16 protein-coding genes and 1 tRNA gene are annotated in these 17728 nt (G+C 60.9%); 9 read left to right on the top strand and 8 right to left on the bottom strand.

The features are described 5' to 3' along the window. Window positions 1-3: 3 nt before the first annotated feature. The 3 genes from E4P32_RS13515 to E4P32_RS13505 form a co-directional block, all read right to left on the bottom strand. Window positions 4-834 (bottom strand): lysophospholipid acyltransferase family protein, encoded by an 831-nt coding sequence (locus tag E4P32_RS13515; RefSeq protein ID WP_116435278.1) that lies wholly within the window; start codon window positions 832-834, stop codon window positions 4-6. Continuing rightward, window positions 827-1612, bottom strand: coding sequence for a beta-ketoacyl synthase chain length factor (locus E4P32_RS13510; RefSeq protein WP_116435279.1), 786 nt, complete (start codon window positions 1610-1612; stop codon window positions 827-829). Before E4P32_RS13510 ends, E4P32_RS13515 begins: the two co-directional genes overlap by 8 nt. A gap of 333 nt (window positions 1613-1945) precedes the next feature. Continuing rightward, window positions 1946-2032, bottom strand: a tRNA-Leu gene (locus tag E4P32_RS13505). A 151-nt stretch (window positions 2033-2183) separates the two neighbouring features. Here E4P32_RS13505 and E4P32_RS13500 point away from each other — a divergent pair. Continuing rightward, window positions 2184-4139, top strand: a complete 1956-nt coding sequence (locus tag E4P32_RS13500) for an APC family permease (protein WP_116435280.1) — start codon at window positions 2184-2186, stop codon at window positions 4137-4139. A gap of 17 nt (window positions 4140-4156) precedes the next feature. On the opposite strand, the gene E4P32_RS13495 is transcribed toward E4P32_RS13500, so the two are convergent. The 3 genes from E4P32_RS13495 to E4P32_RS13485 all read right to left on the bottom strand — a co-directional run bounded on the left by E4P32_RS13495 (window position 4157) and on the right by E4P32_RS13485 (window position 7065). Next, the gene (locus tag E4P32_RS13495; RefSeq protein ID WP_116435281.1) at window positions 4157-4555 is read right to left on the bottom strand and encodes a surface-adhesin E family protein; all 399 of its coding nucleotides are present in this window, start codon (window positions 4553-4555) and stop codon (window positions 4157-4159) included. Window positions 4556-4867: 312 nt separating this feature from the next. After that, a complete protein-coding gene (locus tag E4P32_RS13490) occupies window positions 4868-5890 on the bottom strand; it encodes a DctP family TRAP transporter solute-binding subunit (protein ID WP_199525656.1) in 1023 nt (340 codons plus the stop codon). 98 nt (window positions 5891-5988) lie between these two features. Continuing rightward, the gene (locus E4P32_RS13485; protein WP_116435282.1) at window positions 5989-7065 is read right to left on the bottom strand and encodes a tartrate dehydrogenase; all 1077 of its coding nucleotides are present in this window, start codon (window positions 7063-7065) and stop codon (window positions 5989-5991) included. 86 nt (window positions 7066-7151) lie between these two features. Here E4P32_RS13485 and E4P32_RS13480 point away from each other — a divergent pair, with 86 nt between their 5' ends. After that, window positions 7152-8075, top strand: a complete 924-nt coding sequence (locus E4P32_RS13480; protein ID WP_233526694.1) for a LysR family transcriptional regulator — start codon at window positions 7152-7154, stop codon at window positions 8073-8075. Window positions 8076-8090: 15 nt separating this feature from the next. On the opposite strand, the gene E4P32_RS13475 is transcribed toward E4P32_RS13480, so the two are convergent. Beyond that, a complete protein-coding gene (locus tag E4P32_RS13475; RefSeq protein WP_116435283.1) occupies window positions 8091-9158 on the bottom strand; it encodes a substrate-binding domain-containing protein in 1068 nt (355 codons plus the stop codon). 161 nt (window positions 9159-9319) lie between these two features. Here E4P32_RS13475 and E4P32_RS13470 point away from each other — a divergent pair, with 161 nt between their 5' ends. The 7 genes from E4P32_RS13470 (at window position 9320) to E4P32_RS13440 (ending at window position 17553) form a co-directional block, all read left to right on the top strand. Continuing rightward, the gene (locus E4P32_RS13470) at window positions 9320-10963 is read left to right on the top strand and encodes an OFA family MFS transporter (protein ID WP_116435284.1); all 1644 of its coding nucleotides are present in this window, start codon (window positions 9320-9322) and stop codon (window positions 10961-10963) included. Window positions 10964-11091: 128 nt separating this feature from the next. Then, window positions 11092-11370 (top strand): hypothetical protein, encoded by a 279-nt coding sequence (locus E4P32_RS13465; RefSeq protein ID WP_135008745.1) that lies wholly within the window; start codon window positions 11092-11094, stop codon window positions 11368-11370. Window positions 11371-11444: 74 nt separating this feature from the next. Beyond that, on the top strand, window positions 11445-11924 hold the full coding sequence (locus tag E4P32_RS13460) for a formate dehydrogenase subunit gamma (protein ID WP_116435285.1): 480 nt from the start codon (window positions 11445-11447) through the stop codon (window positions 11922-11924). A gap of 2 nt (window positions 11925-11926) precedes the next feature. Next, a complete protein-coding gene (locus tag E4P32_RS13455) occupies window positions 11927-13495 on the top strand; it encodes an NADH-quinone oxidoreductase subunit NuoF (protein ID WP_116435286.1) in 1569 nt (522 codons plus the stop codon). A 39-nt stretch (window positions 13496-13534) separates the two neighbouring features. Continuing rightward, window positions 13535-16414, top strand: coding sequence for a formate dehydrogenase subunit alpha (fdhF, locus tag E4P32_RS13450; RefSeq protein WP_116435287.1), 2880 nt, complete (start codon window positions 13535-13537; stop codon window positions 16412-16414). 31 nt (window positions 16415-16445) lie between these two features. Next, window positions 16446-17285: a formate dehydrogenase accessory sulfurtransferase FdhD gene (gene fdhD / locus E4P32_RS13445; protein ID WP_116435288.1), complete on the top strand. Its 840-nt coding sequence runs from the start codon at window positions 16446-16448 to the stop codon at window positions 17283-17285. 31 nt (window positions 17286-17316) lie between these two features. Further along, a complete protein-coding gene (locus E4P32_RS13440; RefSeq protein WP_116435289.1) occupies window positions 17317-17553 on the top strand; it encodes a formate dehydrogenase subunit delta in 237 nt (78 codons plus the stop codon). A gap of 90 nt (window positions 17554-17643) precedes the next feature. On the opposite strand, the gene E4P32_RS13435 is transcribed toward E4P32_RS13440, so the two are convergent. Then, window positions 17644-17728, bottom strand: an 85-nt coding sequence (locus E4P32_RS13435; protein WP_135008724.1) for an IS3 family transposase, incomplete at its 5' end; no start/stop codon positions are given.

The following is a 17728-nucleotide window of genomic DNA, read 5'->3' as shown; positions in this document are numbered from 1 at the left end:
GGCCTAGCTTTCTTTCATGAAATAGTTTTGCAGGTAATACGTAAGCTGGCGCGCGGCAAGGGTAGGGTTGCCGGCGTCGCCGGTCACCCCGGGGATATCGCGGATATCGATATCCTGCTGAATCTCGATCTCGAAGTGTGCCATGGTTGCCGGCACTTTCCACCATTTGTTACCTTTGCCGAGCGTCGCCGGCGTACAACGGATGATCACCGGCGTAATGGCGCACGCGCCGCGTACGGCGACGTTGGCGGCGCCACGTTTGAAGGACATGTTGCCGTCTGCGGGGGTGCGTGTTCCTTCGGGGAAAATGATCAGGTTGCCGCCGTTGCGCATCGAGCTGATGCAATCGGCCACCAGTTCCGGTCCGTGGGCATTGCTGATGTAACCGGCCGCGCGCACCGGGCCGCGGGTAAAGGGGTTGCGCCACAGGGCGCTCTTGACGATGCAGTCGGCCTGTTTGACGAAGGCCATCAGCAAGACGGTATCGATCAGGCTGGGATGATTGGCCAGGATCAGCAGGCCGCTGCGCTGCAGCCGCTCGCGACCGGAAATGCGGTAGCTGAGCACGCCCAGCGCGCTCATCAGTTCGACGAATGCGCGGAAAGTCAGGCGGATGATGCGGCGCGCCCAGACGGTGCGCGACTGTTCGTTGCGCACGATCAGATTGAGCAGGGGGAAGACCATGAGGCGCAGCACGAGGCCGCCGACACCGAAGGCGGTGAAGCTGATCGCTGTACCACCTACGCGCCAGTATTTGTTGAGCAAACTGTTCAGCCGTTTGAGCGATTGCTGTATCGCCCGGACGGTCGTCGGCTTGCCCGACCGGTCAAGCATGACGACTCCAGCGCCAGCGGCGGCCGTCGGCGGCGCGTGTCAGTTCGGCGTCGCGCCGCAGGAAGAAGCGCAGGATATCGAGTCCGCCCGGCAAGGCGTCGTCGGATTGCGCTGCGCTTGAGGCATTGGCGTCGGCGGCAGTCCAGGACAGTGAAAATCGTTCGCCGGCATGGGCTTGCGCTTGCGCCTTGTCATCGGCCTGCAGCAACCAGGCCCAGGCAAATCCCTGTTCGGCGCAATCGCCGTAGGCGGAGAAGATTTCCGGCGGCGGATTGTCAGCCATTACCAGCAAGACTTGCCCGGCGCCGTCGGCGAGCAGGCCGCAGGCTTCGATCAGCGCATGTTCGACGGTGCTTGATCCTGCTGCGATAGCGATGTTGTTGCTGCGATCGCCGCGTGCAATCGACCACAGCCCGCCGTTGGCATTGTGTACGGAAAGACTGAATGAGGTCGGCGACAGCGGCGCATGCTGCGCCAATTCTTGCAGCAACTCGACCGAGCGGGCGCATTCGCCGTGACGCGAGGCGAAAATTACCGGGAGATCCGTTGTGGCTGCTTGTTCGGGCAGGCAGGCATAGGCGGTTTCGAGCGCCATCTTGCCGGTGACGCTGGCGCGACGGCGCAGCATCGGAGGCATTTTCGCGACTTTGGGGTCGGCAGCCGCAGTATTTGTCTGCGCACGGCCGTGAGCCCACTCCAGCCAGGCGGCGGCGGTGTCCAGACCGGGCGCCCAAGCCGTATGCGATGCGACAGAAAAACTGACATCCCCAAAACGCATATTTCTATTCGATGCTATCGATTGACCATGCTCTCTTCGCTGACGTTATCTTTATTTCAATATCGTGGCCGGGCCAGGACAGAGTTGATAATCGCCGCGATCCCCTCGCATTTTTTGTTAATGTGATAACGAGAGCAGGCTTGTTGAACGTCAAAAAAAGTAAAGCAAATATTACGATAAAAGCCTTGCGAGTAATTCGATTTTTAGACGAATATTCAGGCCAAAAAAAAGGCAGGGACGAATGATCGTTCCTACCTGTTTTGTTCGCCGGCGCTTTGTTCTCTGCGCACCGCCGTTTGTTTCCGTATTGCCAACCACATGCTGCCGCACTACTGGTGCCGGGAGCCGGAATCGAACCGGCACGGTGTCACCACCGCGGGATTTTGAGTCCCGTGCGTCTACCTATTCCGCCATCCCGGCAACGCAAGACCGCGATTATGACCCATTTTGGACGACCGGGCAATACCTTCATTGACGTTCTGACATGCGTTCTGATGCCGCACCGCAGTACAAAGGGGTATCATCGCCGCTTGAACGGAAAAAATGCTGATCAGTATCTGGCACACATCGTATGTTGAAGATTCGAGAAATTTTGTTGGGCAAGGCGTTGGATCCCCTCAAGAGCGAGACGCGCCACTCGCTGGCCCTGGTGGCTTTTCTGGCATGGGTGGGATTGGGGGCGGACGGTTTGTCGTCCTCGGCGTACGGCCCGGAAGAGAGTTTTCGGGCGCTCGGCGAGCATACCCACCTGGGCCTGTACCTGGCGCTGGCGACCGCACTGACAGTGTTCATCATTGCGCTGGCTTATAACCAGGTCATTGAATTATTCCCCACCGGCGGCGGCGGTTACCGCGTCGCCACCAAGCTGGTCGGTCCTTATCTCGGCCTGGTTTCGGGCGTGGCGCTGATCCTCGATTACGTGCTGACCATCGCCATTTCGGTCGCCTCCGGTGTTGACGCGCTGGCGTCGCTGCTGCCGCTGGGTTTCCAGGACTACAAGTTGTGGGCCGAGGCCTTCTTCGTCGGCATGCTGATCGTGCTCAACCTGCGCGGGCTCAAGGAAGCGATCCGTTTCCTGCTGCCGGTGTTTCTCGGTTTCGTCGCCACCCATCTGGTGCTGATCGTCTACGGCATTTTCGTGCATGCGGAATACTTGCCGGCCCTGGTGCCTACCACGCTGGCCGACACCGGCAAGCTGACCCAGCAAATCGGCTGGGCCGGCGTGGCGAGCATGCTGCTGCTGGCGTATTCGCAAGGCGGCGGTACCTACACCGGGCTGGAGGCAGTTTCCAACAACGTCAACATGCTGGCCGAGCCGCGCGTACGCACCGGCAAGATGACCATGTTGTACATGGCCTTGTCGCTGGCGTTCACGGCCGGCGGCATCTTCCTGCTGTATCTGTTGTGGGATGCGCGCCACGTTGATGGTGAAACCCTCAACGCCACCACCTTCCGCCTGATCATCGACAGCATGGGCACCGGCAACCAGTGGCTCAATGACCTGCTGCTGGCAGTGGTGCTGGCGTTCGAGGCCGGCTTGCTGTTCGTGGCCGCCAATACCGGTTTCCTGGGCGGGCCGGCGGTGTTGTCCAACATGGCGGCCGATTCCTGGGTGCCGCATAAATTTCGCTACCTGTCGACGCGGCTGGTCACGCAGAACGGCATCCTGGTGATGGGCATTGCTGCGCTGGCGATCCTGTTCTGGACCCAGGGCAGCGTGACGCTGCTGATCGTGCTGTATTCAATTTCGGTATTCCTGACCTTTGCCATTTCATTGTTCGGCTTGTGTCGTTACTGGTGGCGTCAGCGTCGTCAGTTGGCGCATTGGAAGCGGCGCTTCCTGTTGTCGCTGATCGGCTTCGTGATTTGCGCTTCGATCCTGTCGGTGCTGCTGTACGAAAAGATGTTCGCCGGTGGCTGGGCCACGGCCGTGATCATCGCAGGCATTGCAGCGCTGTGCATCTACATCCGTAATCACTACCGCGAGACGAAAGAAGCGATCCGCTCGGTCGATCAGATTTTTTCCAGCCAGCCGTTCGGCCCCAACATCGACACGATCGCGCCGGACCCGGTCAACCAGACCGCCGTGTTCATCGTCGGCACCTCGCGCGGCGGCGGCCTGCATGCCTTGCTGTGGGTGCAACGCATGTTCCCGGGGCATTTCAAGAACTTCATCTTCGTCAATGCGCGCACGGTCGATTCGCACGCCTACGGCGGTGAGGGCGCGGTCGAGCAGATGCGCGCCGAAGCCAATGCGACGCTGCAGTTCTTCGTGGATTTTTGCCGCAGCCACGGCATGGCGTCGTCGTCCTACCTGGGCTTCGGCACCGACGCCGTGCAGGAAGTGACCAAGCTGTGCTTCGACATCAGCAGGGAATATCCGAATGCGATTTTCTTCACCAGCAAGCTGATTTTCGAACAGGACAACTGGTTCATCCGCCTGCTGCACAACCAGGCCGCGCTGGCGATCCAGCGCCGTCTGCATTTTGACGGCCTGCAGATGGTGATCCTGCCGATGAAAGTGTAACCGGGGAAAGGTGCGGACTACTTGAGACCGCAGATGATCTTGATCATTTGTGCGCCGGTCGAGCCTGGCACGGCGTCCTGCAATCGGGTGTCACCGTAGGAGAGGTAAGGGGAAAACAGCGCGCCGCCCTGGGCATCCGCCTTGGCGTACATGGTACGGCTGCCGAAACCGATGCGTTTGTCGTCGCAATCGATGTAGGCGATGGATACTTCCGACGCGTAATACTTGCCGTGACCCTGCAGCACTTGCGGCTTGGTCCAGTTGAGCAGGACGTTGGCCTGCAGAATGCTGCGTCCGCGCTCGATGCTGGACTTGTCGACAAAGAAGGTGCCAAGGTCGTTGTCGCCGAGCAACGACCATTGCGCGGCAAATACCTGGTTCGACACCAGCAACAATGCCAGCACTGCAAATTTCATCTTGTCCCGTTCGGTGAGAGTGGGGTGTTCATGCGCATCATGACAGCATGAACGCCAGCATGGCCACGTCGTCTTCCAGCATGATCAGCAGCGTCACTGACCACAGCAGCGTATAAGCGCTGCCTGCGGCGATGTAGTGCGCGAGTCGAATCTTCATGAATTTTGCTGGTGGACGTCTGGTCATTTTACGGCGCAAATCCTAACACGGCATGAGGCCGCTGTAATTCCGAAATTGTCACAGACGCAAAAAAGCCGGCATTCCTCGCAGGAAACGCCGGCTTCGCGATGCTTGCATCCTGCGTATTTTCTATTTTATTTGCCGTCCGGTCCGCGCCCGATTTCCTTGTAGATCGATTGGATCAGGTCCTTGCCGATGCGGTCTTCCATCTCGCGATGGACCTTGTACTGGATGGCTTTCCATTCGTTCTTTTCTTCCGGCGTCATGGTCAGGATTTTCATCTTGCCGGTTTTGCGGATATCTTCCAGCGCATCGTCGTTTTCCTTCTTGGCGTTGCTGTTGAAATACTCGGTGGCGTCCTTGACCGCCTTGTCCATGACCGGCTTGAGATCGGCCGGCAGCGAATCCCAGAAGCGCTTGTTGGCGATGAACACATAGCCGTGATAGCCGTGTTCCGAGATTGTCATGAACTTTTGCACTTCAAACAGCTTGGCGGTGCTGACGATGGAGGGCGGGTTCTCCTGGCCGTCGACCACGCCGGTCTGCAAGCCCTGGTAAATCTCCGACCATGGCATCACCTGCGGCAGCGCGCCGACCACGCGGGTGCGCGCGTCGATCACCTTGGATGACTGGATGCGGATCTTCATCCCTTTGATGTCGGACGGTTTCTGGATCGGCTTGTTGGAGGTCCAGTCAAGGAAGCCGCTGTCCCACATCGCCAGTCCGGTCAGGCCCTTGGCGTCGAGCTTCTTCAGCAGCGCGTGGCCGATCGGCCCCTGCGTCACCTTCTGTGCCTGGGCCATGTTGTCGAACAAGTAGGGCAGGTCGAATACTTCGAACTCGCGCACACCCATCGGGCCGAATTTGCCGAAGGTCGGCGCCAGCATCTGCACCGAGCCCATCTGCAGCGCTTCCAGTTCTTCCTTGTCCTTGTAGAGCTGGCTGTTGGGATAGACCTCGACCTTGACGCGGCCGCCGGTGCGCTCCTCGACGATCTTCTTGAAATAGTCTGCAGTCTTGCCCTTGGACGTGTTGGCCGCGACGACATGGCTGAATTTGATGACGATCGGTTGCTGCGCGGTTTGTGCCTGCGCTTGTGTCGTGGCGCTGCACAAGGTGATGGCCGCGGTTGCGACGATGGCTTTCCAGTGTTGCATGGTGTCTCCTCCTGTCTGGGATGGCATCCGTTTGGGTGAGGCGGTCGCGCTTCTGTCGAGCGCGATCCGCATCCGGACGTTTTGCTAGCGTTACTGCATCAGATCGCCGCAGCAATCGCCTTGCCCACCGACGTGGTGTCGCCGCTGCCGCCGAGGTCAGGCGTCTTCGGTCCATCCACCAGCACTTTTTCGATCGCGGCCAGGATGGCGTCGTGGGCTTGCTTGTACTTCGGGTTACCGTTGCCAAGGAAGTCCAGCATCATCGCGCCTGACCAGATCGTGGCGACCGGGTTGGCGATGTTCTTCCCGGCGATGTCAGGCGCCGAACCGTGCACCGGCTCGAACAGCGACGGCAGCTTGCGGTCCGGATTGAGGTTGGCCGACGGCGCAATGCCGATGGTGCCGGCGCAGGCTGGACCCAGATCGGACAGGATGTCGCCGAACAGGTTGGGCGCGACCACCACGTCGAAACGCTGCGGATTCAGCACGAAATGCGCGGTCAGGATGTCGATGTGGTATTTGTCGGTCTTGACGTCGCCGTAGTTCTTGCCCATCGCTTCGACGCGCTCGTCCCAGTACGGCATGGTGATGGCGATGCCGTTGGACTTGGTGGCCGAGGTCAGGTGTTTCTTCGGACGGCTCTGCGCCAGGTCGTAGGCGAACTTGAGGATGCGGTCGACGCCATGGCGCGTGAATACCGATTCCTGGATCACGATTTCGCGATCGGTGCCTTCATACATGCGGCCGCCGATGGACGAATATTCGCCTTCGGTGTTTTCGCGCACCACGTAGAAATCGATGTCGCCGGGTTTGCGGCCGGCCAGCGGGCAGGGCACGCCGGGCATCAGGCGCACCGGGCGCAGGTTGACGTACAGGTCGAAGTCGCGGCGGAACTTCAGCAGCGAACCCCACAACGACACGTGGTCGGGCACCGTGGCGGGCCAGCCGACCGCGCCGAAGAAGATCGCTTCGAATCCCTTCAACTGATCGAACCAGTCGTCCGGCATCATCTTGCCGTGTTCGGCGTAATAGCCGCAGTGGGCCCAGTCGAAATGGGTGTACTCGATCTCGATGCCGAATTTCTTCGCGGCGGCGTCGACCGCGCGCAAGCCTTCGGGGATCACTTCCTGGCCGATGCCGTCGCCGGCGATGACGGCTACCTTGTGTTTGGTCATGCTGCGTTCTCCTATAAAGACGGAAATCATAACGGCCTGCGGTCTCGCTATAATTCACAGATCGGTTACTTCATAAAACACAAATCGTGAACAATCAAACCATCGCCCCACCGCTGCTGGAAGACCTGCGTTTGTTCTGCGTGGTGGCGCGCAAGAGCAGTTTTGCCGAATCGGCCAAGGAGATGGGGGCGTCGCCGGCCTACATCAGCAAGCGCATCGCGCTGCTTGAGGCTGCCCTGGGCGTGCGGCTGTTCCATCGCACCACACGCAGCGTGGTGATGACCGAAGAGGGCAGCAACGTGCATGAATGGGCGCGCCGCATCCTCGACGACGTCGACCAGATGCTGGAAACCGTGAGCAGCGCCAAGCAGGTGCCGCGCGGGCTGCTGAAGATCAGCACCAGCTTTGCGCTGGGCCGCAAATACGTGTCGCCGCTGCTGTCCGCGTTCGCGCGACTGCATCCGGCGCTGCGCATCCAGCTGGAATTGTTTGATCGCCAGGTCGACATGATCAACGAAGGCTTCGATCTCGACATCCGGGTCGGTCCGGTGCATGAGCCGCACCTGTTCGCCAAGCGCATCATCGCCAGCCAGCGCGTGCTGTGCGCCAGTCCCGATTACCTCAGTCGTCATGGCGCGCCGCAGACTCTGTCGGACCTGACCCGGCATCAATGCCTGGTGATCCGCGAGCGCAATCAGTCGTTCGGCATCTGGCGCATGATGGGGCCGAACGGTGCCGAGACGGTCAAGGTGGCCGGCGGGCTGGCCTCGAACCACGGTGAAATCATCCACCAATGGGCCATCGACGGCCACGGCGTGATCCTGCGTTCGATCTGGGATGTCGCCGCAAGTCTGAAAGACGGCAGCCTGGTGCGGGTGTTGCCGGCGTACTTCCAGGAAGCCGATCTGTGCGCGGTGTATCCGTTGCAACTGAAGAATTCCGCCAAGGTCAGAGAGTGCGTGCGCTTCCTGCAAAAGAACCTGAATGTGCACGCCGTGCATGCGCGCTGAGCATCGCTGCGAAGCTCAGGGAAAAGCCTCCTGCACACTCTGTATCTTGCCGGTGTCGGCGCTCTCGTAGCCGGCCAGGTCGTCGACCACGGCGCGGAAGGTCGGCGACTGCAGGATGTCGACCACCGCTTGGACGAGAGGGTCGTTCAGCGACGCCGTCGGCAATGCAAAGAAATAGCGCTCGCGCACCAGCGGGATGAAGTCCAGTCCGAAGCGATGCGACGCCGTCTGTACGCCGAAGCCGACGTCAGCCATGCCGCTGGCGATGAAGGCCGCCACCGCCGAGTGGGTAAATTCGGTGTTCTCGAAACCGTTGATCTTCTTGTGTGAAATCCCTTGTCCGGCCAGCATCAGTTCCAGCAGCATGCGCGTGCCCGAGCCTGCTTCGCGGTTGACGAAGCGCAGGTCGCTGCGGGTCAGGTCGGCCAGGCCGTGGATATTCTTGGGATTACCGGTGGCGACGAACAGGCCCTGGCTGCGCACGGCCAGGTGGATCAGGCAATCGCTGCGCTTGTTGAGCCATTTGGCGTAGGTGGCGATGGCCGGTTTTTCAAATTCTCCCAGCGGCACATGAAAGCCGGCCAGGTCGCATTCCTGGCGCGACAGCGCGGCTACGGCGTCGGTGCTATGGCGATAGCGCACTTCCACCGGCAGCTTGGCCTGGTTGAACTGCTTGAGCAGTGCGGCCACGGCGAAACCGTGGCTGGCGTTCAGGCGCACGGTCTTGGATTTGCCTTCGACGGTCTTGCCCAATTCGATTTCCAGTTCCGACGCCAGGCTGTCGAGCGTCGGTGACAGCCGCGCGCTGACCATGCGGTCGGCCCAGAGCAGTTTGCTGGCGAAGGGCGTCAGCGTGGTGCCGCGTCCGCGTCCGCTCTCGATCAGGCTATGGCCGAACAACTGCTCCGACGTGCGCAACAGGCCCCAGGCGTGCCGGTACGATTGCCGCAATTGCAGCGCCCCCTTGGCGATGGAGCCGGTTTGCTGGACTGCCGTCAATAGCGCAAGCAGTTCCGTGGTGTCGAGCGGGGAGTCATCGCCGTGGCCGATTTCCCAGTGTGGTTTGATGCTGACTTTGTACATATATATGAAAAAAATAGCATATTGAGTCGGTAGAATTTCAATGATACCTTCGCGACAGTACGCGTAGTTCAGAAAAACTATAGGCATATTTTTGCATAAATAGCCGAATTCATTCGACTTGCATATAATTGCCGCCCCACAACATCAAAGAGGAGGGAATAATGGCCTTTGATTTCCTGCAAAAGGAACACACCATCGCCAAGCCCGGTTTCAACCGCTGGCTGGTACCGCCTGCCGCATTGGCAATTCATCTGTGTATTGGCATGGCATACGGTTTCTCCGTATTCTGGCTGCCGCTGTCCAAGGCGCTCGGCATTAAAGAGTCGATCGCCTGTGCGCCGGATACCGGCTTTTTCGCACAAGTATTCTCCACCACCTGCGACTGGAAGATTTCCATGCTGGGCTGGATGTATACGATGTTCTTCGTCCTGCTCGGCATTTCCGCCGCGATCTGGGGCGGCTGGCTCGAGCGCGCAGGTCCGCGCAAGGCCGGCGTGGTCTCCGCGCTGTGCTGGTGCGGCGGCTTGCTGATTTCCGCCTTCGGCGTCTACACCCACCAGATCTGGCTCATGTGGCTCGGCTCCGGGGTGATCGGCGGCATCGGCCTTGGTCTCGGCTATATCTCGCCGGTGTCGACCCTGATCAAATGGTTCCCGGACCGTCGCGGCATGGCGACCGGCATGGCGATCATGGGCTTCGGCGGCGGCGCGCTGGTCGGCAGCCCCTTGGCCGACAAGCTGATGAAGCACTTCGCCACACCGACCTCGGTCGGCGTGTGGGAAACCTTCGTCGCCATGGCCGTGATCTATTTCATCTTCATGATGGCTGGCGCACTGGGCTACCGCGTTCCGCCTAGCGGCTGGAAGCCGGCCGGCTGGACGCCTCCCGCGACGACCAACAACACCATGATCACGCAAAACCACGTGCACGTGAGCAAGGTCTGGGGCATCCCCCAGTTCTGGCTGGTGTGGCTGGTGCTGTGCCTGAACGTGTCGGCCGGTATCGGCGTCATCGGCATCTCGTCGCCAATGCTGCAGGAAGTCTTCGGCGGCCATCTGCTGGGTGTCAACGTCGGCTTCAGCGATCTGTCGCTTGAGCAAAAGGCAGCGATTGCGGCGATTGCGGCGGGCTTCACCGGTCTGATCAGCCTGTTCAACATCGGTGGTCGTTTCGTGTGGGCGTCGTGCTCCGACTTCTTCGGCCGCAAGATGACGTACGTGATCTTCTTCGTGCTCGGCTTCATCCTGTACGTGAGCCTGCCGTGGTCGGCCAAGGCCGGCAGCATCGCGCTGTTCGTCGGTGCAGTCTGCATCATCCTGTCGATGTACGGCGGCGGTTTTGCAACGGTGCCTGCGTACCTGGCTGACTTGTTCGGTACCCAGATGGTCGGTGCGATCCACGGTCGCCTGCTGACTGCATGGGCTACCGCCGGCATCCTCGGCCCGGTCGTGGTGAACTACATGCGTGAGTATCAGTTGTCGCTCGGCATGCCGCGCGACCAGGTGTACAACACCACGATGTATATCCTGGCAGGCATGTTGGTGCTTGGCCTGATCTGCAACCTGCTGGTTCGTCCGGTCGCTGCGAAGCATTTCATGACGCCGGAAGAACTGGCTCGTGAAAAGCAACTGGCGCACGAAAAATCATCCTCCGACAACACCGCGACGCTGTCGTCGGCAGACATGGCGCTGGTCGGCCGTGGCGGCAATCCTGCACTGATCGGTGCAGCATGGCTGGCAGTCGGCATCCCGCTGATCTGGGGGATTTCGCTGACGTTGCAAAAGACGGCGGTGCTGTTCAAGTAATTGAGCGTGACGTAGTCGACAAGTAACAAGAAACAAGGCTGCCGCGAGGGGAAATACTTTGCGGCAGCCGGCTTCACCACCGTAGTGTTCTGTACCAACCCGATGCATCATTGACAGGCAGGGAGAACATGAAATCGTTTGATCATTCGCCGATCCGATCGCGTGCCGCAACGCTCTTCAGCGTAGCGCCCGGGTTTGTGATCGCCAGCTTCGTTGGCGCCGCTGCAGTCCTTGCGGTTGCGTTCTGCATTATTTTCTTTCCCACATTTCTGAGCTTTGCCGCGCCGTTCGCGCCGGCAGGGGTCGCCGTATTCGTCGCCGCCGGCTTGTTGTCTGCAGCGCATAAAACAGCATCGCAACAACAACGTCGTCGTCCGGTTCCGGCAAGGATCAGGCGGCGCGACTAGACGTGTTTTTCCACGGCCCGGCAAGATAAAAATACATACCGGGACCGGACAGTAGTTCAGCAGGAGACGAAACCATGAACAGACAACAGCCATTCGACGTCGGTGCGGTCAGAGACGTCATCGCCGCGCGCCGGCACATGCCCGGCGCCATGCTGCCGATTTTGCACGGCATCCAGGATGCGGTCGGCTTCGTGCCGGGCGATGCGGTGCCGATGATCGCCGACGCGCTCAACGTATCGCGCGCCGAAGTGCACGGTGTGATTTCCTTCTACCACCATTTCCGCCAGCAACCGGCCGGCAAGCACGTGGTGCAGGTGTGCCGTGCGGAAGCCTGCCAGTCGGTCGGCTCCGAAGCGCTGGCGAAGCACGCCGAGAAAGCGCTCGGCTGCGCTTTCCATGAAACCACCGCTGACGGCCAGTTCACCCTTGAGCCGGTGTATTGCCTGGGGCTGTGCGCTTGTGGTCCGAACGTGGTGGTCGACGGCGAGCTGCATGCGCGCGTCGGCGCCGACAAACTCGACCGGCTGCTGCAAGCCAAGCGAGGTGCAACGTGAGCATGAATACGAGCATCAACGTTTATGTGCCGCGCGACTCCGCGGCGATTGCATTGGGCGCCAATGAGGTGGCGGCGGCAGTTCTGCGCGAAGCTGAACAGCGCGGCGTCGAGGTGAACATTGTGCGCAACGGTTCGCGCGGCATGTTCTGGCTGGAGCCGCTGGTTGAGGTCGAGACCGAGCAAGGCCGCGTCGCCTATGGCCCGGTCGATCCGGCCGATGTTGCGGGTCTGTTCGACGCCGGTTTCCTGGAGGACGCGACGGATGCATTTGAGCATCCGCTGGCGCAAGGCCTGACCGAAGAAATTCCCTATCTGAAAAAACAGGAGCGCCTGACCTTTGCGCGCGTCGGTATCACTGATCCGGTGTCGCTGGACGACTACCTGGCGCATGAAGGCTATGCCGGACTCAAGCGCGCCGTCGGCATGAGCAGCGAAGCCATCGTGCAGGAAGTACTGGATTCCGGCCTGCGCGGACGCGGCGGCGCGGCGTTCCCGACCGGCATCAAGTGGAAGACGGTGGCCGCTGCAAAGGCCGCGCAAAAGTACATCGTCTGCAATGCCGACGAAGGCGATTCCGGCACCTTCTCGGATCGCATGGTGATGGAAGACGATCCCTTCGTGCTGATCGAGGGCATGACGATTGCCGGTCTGGCCGTCGGCGCGACGCAAGGCTACATCTACGTGCGCTCCGAATATCCGCACGCCATCGCCGCGCTCAATGAAGCGATAGCTGCCGCAAATCAGAATGGCTATCTGGGCGACAACGTGCTCGGCTCGGGAAAGGCGTTCCGCCTGGAAGTGCGCATGGGCGCCGGCGCCTACATCTGCGGCGAAGAAACCGCGCTGCTCGAAAGCCTCGAAGGCAAGCGCGGCGTGGTGCGCGCCAAACCGCCGCTGCCGGCGCTGGAAGGCCTGTTCGGCAAGCCGACCGTGATCAACAACGTGATTTCGCTGGCGACGGTGCCGATCGTGCTGGCGCGCGGCGCGGCGTTTTACAAGAATTACGGCGTCGGCCGTTCGCACGGCACCTTGCCGTTCCAGCTGGCGGGCAACGTCAAGTACGGCGGCCTGGTCGAAAAAGCTTTCGGCCTGACTCTGCGCCAGCTGCTGGACGACTTCGGCGGCGGTACGCTCAGCGGCCGGCCGATCCGCGCGGTGCAGGTGGGCGGCCCGCTCGGCGCCTACATGCCGCAGCAACAGCTCGACACGCCGCTGGATTACGAAGCCTTCGCCGCTATCGGCGCGATGGTCGGCCACGGCGGCATGGTGGTGTTCGATGATGGTGTCGACATGGCGCAGCAGGCGCGCTATGCAATGGAGTTCTGCGCCATCGAATCTTGCGGAAAATGCACGCCATGCCGCATCGGCTCGACACGCGGCGTCGAGGTGATCGACAAGATCATCGCCAATGACAATCGTCCCCAGCAGATCCACCTGCTGCGCGACCTGTGCGACACCATGCTCAACGGTTCGCTGTGCGCCATGGGCGGCCTGACGCCGTACCCGGTGCTGTCGGCGTTGAATCATTTTCCCGAAGACTTTGGTTCGCCGGCTGAAAAAGCCGCCTGAGCCAAACCTGTTCCACGTATTCAGCAAGGAGTTGTTGCCATGAACCAGCTCAACGAAACAGATTACGGCACGCCGGCGCGTGTCTCCGAGACCGAAGTCACCCTGGAAATCGACGGCGTCAACGTCACCGTGCCGGCCGGCACCTCGGTCATGCGCGCGGCGGTGGAGGCGGGCATCAACGTGCCCAAACTGTGCGCCACCGACAGCCTGGAACCGTTCGGCTCCTGTCGCCTGTGCCTGGTCGAGATCGAAGGCAAGGATGGTCGCAAGATGAAGGGCTATCCGGCTTCCTGCACCACCCCCTGCGAACCCGGCATGAAGGTGCAGACGCAGACGCCCAAGCTGGCCGACATCCGGCGCGGCGTGATGGAGCTGTACATTTCCGACCATCCGCTCGATTGTCTGACCTGCCCGACCAACGGCAATTGCGAACTGCAGGACATGGCCGGCACGGTCGGCCTGCGCGAAGTGCGCTACGGCTACGAAGGCGAGAATCACCTCGAGATGAAGAAGGACGAATCGAATCCCTACTTCACCTACGATCCGTCCAAATGCATCGTCTGCAACCGCTGCGTGCGCGCCTGTGAAGAGACGCAAGGCACCTTCGCACTGACCATCAGCGGCCGCGGTTTCGAATCGCGTGTCACGGCCGGGCAGATGGATACCTTCATGGAATCCGAATGCGTCTCTTGCGGCGCCTGCGTGCAGGCTTGTCCGACCGCAACGCTGACCGAGAAGACCGTGATCATGATGGGCCAGGCCGAGCACAGCAAGGTCACCACCTGTGCCTATTGTGGCGTCGGTTGCGCGTTCAAGGCCGAGATGAAGGGCAACGAAGTGGTGCGCATGGTGCCGTACAAGGACGGCAAGGCCAATCACGGCCACTCCTGCGTCAAGGGGCGTTTCGCCTGGGGTTACGCGACCCACAAGGACCGCATCACCAAGCCGATGATCCGCAGCAAGATCACCGATCCATGGCGCGAAGTGTCGTGGGAAGAAGCGCTGACGTATGCCGCCAGCGAATTCCGCCGCATCCAGGCCAAGCATGGCAAGGATTCCATCGGCGGCATCACGTCCTCGCGCTGCACCAACGAAGAAACCTATCTGGTGCAAAAGCTGGTGCGTGCCGCCTTCGGCAACAACAACGTCGACACCTGCGCGCGTGTCTGCCATTCGCCGACCGGCTATGGTCTCAAGCAGACCTTGGGCGAATCGGCCGGGACTCAGACCTTCGATTCGGTGATGAAGTCCGACGTCATCATGATCATCGGCGCCAACCCGGCGTCGGCGCATCCGGTGTTCGCTTCGCAGATGAAACGCCGCCTGCGCCAGGGCGCCAAGCTGATCGTGATCGATCCACGCACGACGGAAATGGTCAAGTCGGCGCACATCCAGGCCGATTACCACCTCAAATTGCGTCCGGGCACCAATGTCGCCGTGATCACTGCGCTGGCGCACGTGATCATGTCCGAAAATCTGCAAAGCGAGGAATACATTCGCGAACGTTGCGATGTCCAATCCTACGAGCAGTGGAAAGAGTTCGTGCTGCGTGAGGACAATTCACCGGAAGCCTTGTCCGCCATCTGCGGCGTGCCGGCCGAAGAACTGCGCGGCGCTGCGCGTCTGTTCGCCACCAGCGGCAACGGCGCGATCTATTACGGCCTGGGCGTGACCGAACATGCGCAGGGCTCGACCATGGTGATCGGCATCGCCAACCTGGCGATGGCCACCGGCAACGTCGGCCGCGAAGGCGTCGGCGTCAATCCGCTGCGCGGCCAGAACAACGTCCAGGGTTCCTGCGACATGGGCTCGTTCCCGCATGAGCTGCCGGGCTATCGCCACATCTCGGATTCGACCGTGCGCTCGATGTTTGAGCAGGCCTGGGGCGTGACGCTCAATCCGGAGCCGGGTTTGCGCATTCCCAACATGTTTGATGCGGCGATGGATGGCAGCTTCAAGGGTCTGTATTGCGAAGGCGAGGACATCGTCCAGTCCGATCCGAACACCCAGCACGTCGCGGCCGCCTTGCAAGAGATGGAGTGCATCGTGATCCAGGACTTGTTCCTCAACGAGACCGCCAAGTATGCGCACGTGTTCCTGCCGGGTTCGTCCTTCCTCGAAAAGGACGGCACCTTCACCAATGCCGAGCGCCGCATCTCGCGCGTGCGCAAGGTGATGCCGTCGAAGTCCGGCAAGTCCGACTGGGAAGTCACGGTGGCGCTGGCCGAAGCGCTCGGCTACCCGATGCCGTACAATCATCCATCGGAAATCATGGATGAAATCGCGGCCCTGACGCCGAGTTTCCACGGCGTCAGCTACGACAAACTGGAGCGCCTCGGCAGCATCCAGTGGCCGTGCAACGATGCGGCGCCGGAAGGCACGCCGATCATGCACATCGGCAGCTTCATCCGCGGCAAGGGCAAGTTCCTCAACACGCAATATTTCGCCACCGACGAGAAGGTGACGCAGCGTTATCCGCTGATTCTGACCACCGGCCGCATCCTGTCGCAATACAACGTCGGCGCGCAGACGCGCCGCACCGAGAATTCGCAATGGCACGATGAAGACCGTCTGGAAATCCATCCGCACGACGCCGAAGACCGCGGCGTGCGCGAAGGCGATTGGGTCGGCATTGAATCGCGTGCCGGGCAGACGGTGTTGCGTGCGACCGTGACCGAGCGGGTGCAGCCGGGCGTGGTCTACACCACGTTCCACTTCCCCGAGTCGGGCGCCAACGTGATCACCACCGACAACTCGGACTGGGCCACCAATTGCCCCGAGTACAAGGTGACGGCGGTGCAGGTCATGCCGGTGTCGCAGCCGTCCGAATGGCAGCAGCATTACGAACAGTTCAACCGTGAGCAGCTCGGTTTGCTGAAAGGCGAGAAGGTTTCTCAGGAGCCTCTGGTCACGAAATAACCAAACAATGAAATGAAGAAAGAAGCAGTCAATGAATGCATGTCCCATCCCGTCGCCCGATGATATCTCCACTGAGTTCTCCACCGCGGCCAAGGTTGAGGTGGAGAAGTGGCGCGACGGCCAACGCGAAGTGGTCACCGACGTGGTGGCCGAAGAAGTGCCGATCGCGCTGGAGTACAACGGCATTTCGCACGCCGTGATGATGGCGACGCCGGCCGACCTGGAAGACTTCGCGCTGGGATTTTCATTGACCGAAGGCATCCTGGCCAACCCGGGCGAGCTCTACGATTGCGAGATCGTGCAGGGCGCCGAAGGCATCCAGGTGCAAATGAACGTGGCCACAGAGCGCTTCGTCGCGCTGAAGGAAAAGCGTCGCAACCTGACCGGCCGCACCGGCTGCGGCTTGTGTGGGGCCGAGACGCTGGAGCAGGCGGTGCGCCATCCGGCCGCGGTGCAAGCCGACGCGCTGCAGTTTTCGGCCGACACATTGCATGCGGCGCTGGATGCGATGCAGGCGCAGCAGGAATTGCAGCAGCAGACCGGCGCTACCCACGCGGCGGCATGGATGGGCCACGACGGCAAGATCACGCTGGTGCGTGAAGACGTCGGCCGCCACAATGCGCTCGACAAACTGATCGGCGCATTGGCTGAGGACAAGCAGGATTTTTCAGCCGGCGCCGTGATCATCACCAGCCGCGCCAGTTATGAAATGGTGCAAAAGGCAGCGACCGTCGGCATCGGCTTCATCGCCGCGATTTCGGCGCCGACCGCACTGGCGATTCGCCTGGCGAAAGAGACCGATGTGACGCTGATCGGTTTCGTGCGGCGGCAAGGGCACGTGGTGTATGCCGGACCGCACCGCCTGATCTGACGGTAATACTTAACAGAATCGAGACCACATCATGAACGTTCCGCACCTCATCAAGATGGCCAACCAGATCGGCACTTTCTTTTCCACCATGCCCGATCGCGCGCAGGCGGAAAAAGACCTGGCTACGCACATCAAGCGTTTCTGGGAGCCGCGCATGCGGCGCGCCTTGCTGGAGTATGTGGAGCAGGAGGGTGGCTCGGAGCTGAGCGAGATCGTATTGGCGGCGGTGAAGGCGCATACCGCCGAGCTGCAGGTCGCGGTTCAATAGACCGACGCGCCTTCGCAGAGACTCTCCGCCGAATAAAAAGGCCGTCCATCGTGAACTGACCCCGTAAAGTTGGACGGTCATGTAAGCCGGTTAAGGCCTTGAGGGCTGGGTTCTGTATTGAACAGGACTCAGCCCTTTTAACTTGCTTTTGATGCGGTAATGATTGTAGTAGCGG

The organism is Herbaspirillum sp. 3R11 (genome assembly GCF_004563925.1).
Lineage (GTDB): Bacteria > Pseudomonadota > Gammaproteobacteria > Burkholderiales > Burkholderiaceae_D > Herbaspirillum.
This window is presented reverse-complemented; position numbering and strand designations above follow the sequence as displayed.

Excerpts from the sequence above, each read along its gene's own strand:
- E4P32_RS13455 (WP_116435286.1), top strand. The coding sequence starts at position 11,927 with ATGAATACGAGCATCAACGTTTATGTGCCGCGCGACTCCGCGGCGATT.
- E4P32_RS13470 (WP_116435284.1), top strand. The coding sequence starts at position 9,320 with ATGGCCTTTGATTTCCTGCAAAAGGAACACACCATCGCCAAGCCCGGT.
- fdhF (WP_116435287.1), top strand. The coding sequence starts at position 13,535 with ATGAACCAGCTCAACGAAACAGATTACGGCACGCCGGCGCGTGTCTCC.
- E4P32_RS13515 (WP_116435278.1), bottom strand. The coding sequence starts at position 834 with ATGCTTGACCGGTCGGGCAAGCCGACGACCGTCCGGGCGATACAGCAA.
- E4P32_RS13495 (WP_116435281.1), bottom strand. The coding sequence starts at position 4,555 with ATGAAATTTGCAGTGCTGGCATTGTTGCTGGTGTCGAACCAGGTATTT.
- E4P32_RS13510 (WP_116435279.1), bottom strand. The coding sequence starts at position 1,612 with ATGCGTTTTGGGGATGTCAGTTTTTCTGTCGCATCGCATACGGCTTGG.
- E4P32_RS13500 (WP_116435280.1), top strand. The coding sequence starts at position 2,184 with ATGTTGAAGATTCGAGAAATTTTGTTGGGCAAGGCGTTGGATCCCCTC.
- E4P32_RS13440 (WP_116435289.1), top strand. The coding sequence starts at position 17,317 with ATGAACGTTCCGCACCTCATCAAGATGGCCAACCAGATCGGCACTTTC.
- fdhD (WP_116435288.1), top strand. The coding sequence starts at position 16,446 with ATGAATGCATGTCCCATCCCGTCGCCCGATGATATCTCCACTGAGTTC.
- E4P32_RS13465 (WP_135008745.1), top strand. The coding sequence starts at position 11,092 with ATGAAATCGTTTGATCATTCGCCGATCCGATCGCGTGCCGCAACGCTC.
- E4P32_RS13490 (WP_199525656.1), bottom strand. The coding sequence starts at position 5,890 with ATGCAACACTGGAAAGCCATCGTCGCAACCGCGGCCATCACCTTGTGC.
- E4P32_RS13460 (WP_116435285.1), top strand. The coding sequence starts at position 11,445 with ATGAACAGACAACAGCCATTCGACGTCGGTGCGGTCAGAGACGTCATC.
- E4P32_RS13485 (WP_116435282.1), bottom strand. The coding sequence starts at position 7,065 with ATGACCAAACACAAGGTAGCCGTCATCGCCGGCGACGGCATCGGCCAG.
- E4P32_RS13475 (WP_116435283.1), bottom strand. The coding sequence starts at position 9,158 with ATGTACAAAGTCAGCATCAAACCACACTGGGAAATCGGCCACGGCGAT.